The sequence below is a fragment of the Flavobacterium sp. NRK1 genome (assembly GCF_024054175.1).
Taxonomy (GTDB): domain Bacteria; phylum Bacteroidota; class Bacteroidia; order Flavobacteriales; family Flavobacteriaceae; genus Flavobacterium.
Genome location: NZ_JAMXLA010000026.1, coordinates 1 through 303, shown reverse-complemented (window position 1 = coordinate 303; position 303 = coordinate 1). Strand labels below are relative to the sequence as shown.

1 protein-coding gene is annotated in these 303 nt (G+C 34.3%); it reads right to left on the bottom strand.

Annotated elements, in window-relative coordinates:
• Window positions 1-2: 2 nt before the first annotated feature.
• The coding region (locus NHE85_RS16725; RefSeq protein WP_252813349.1) for a hypothetical protein at window positions 3-303 on the bottom strand (301 nt) is incomplete at its 5' end.

Below are 303 nucleotides of genomic sequence, written 5' to 3'. Positions count from 1 at the left end.
CTCTACAAAACCAAAAATAATTCATACTGCAATAATCGGGTAATTAGACAGTTGAGAAATAAGGTTAAAAAAACATTAAAAAAAGGTTGTATAAAATTTGGAAATGGTGAAAAAGGTGCTACTTTTGCACCCGCAATCAAGGCAATGCTCACTGACAGGCTGACATCAACGAAACCCTTATGAATAAAGGGCTGGTTAAAGAAAAATAACCGAAAAAAAGTTGAAAAAAGATTTGGAGGTAATAAAAAGTTTGCTACTTTTGCACCCGCAATCACAGCGAAGTTCTTAGATACAATGTACTGC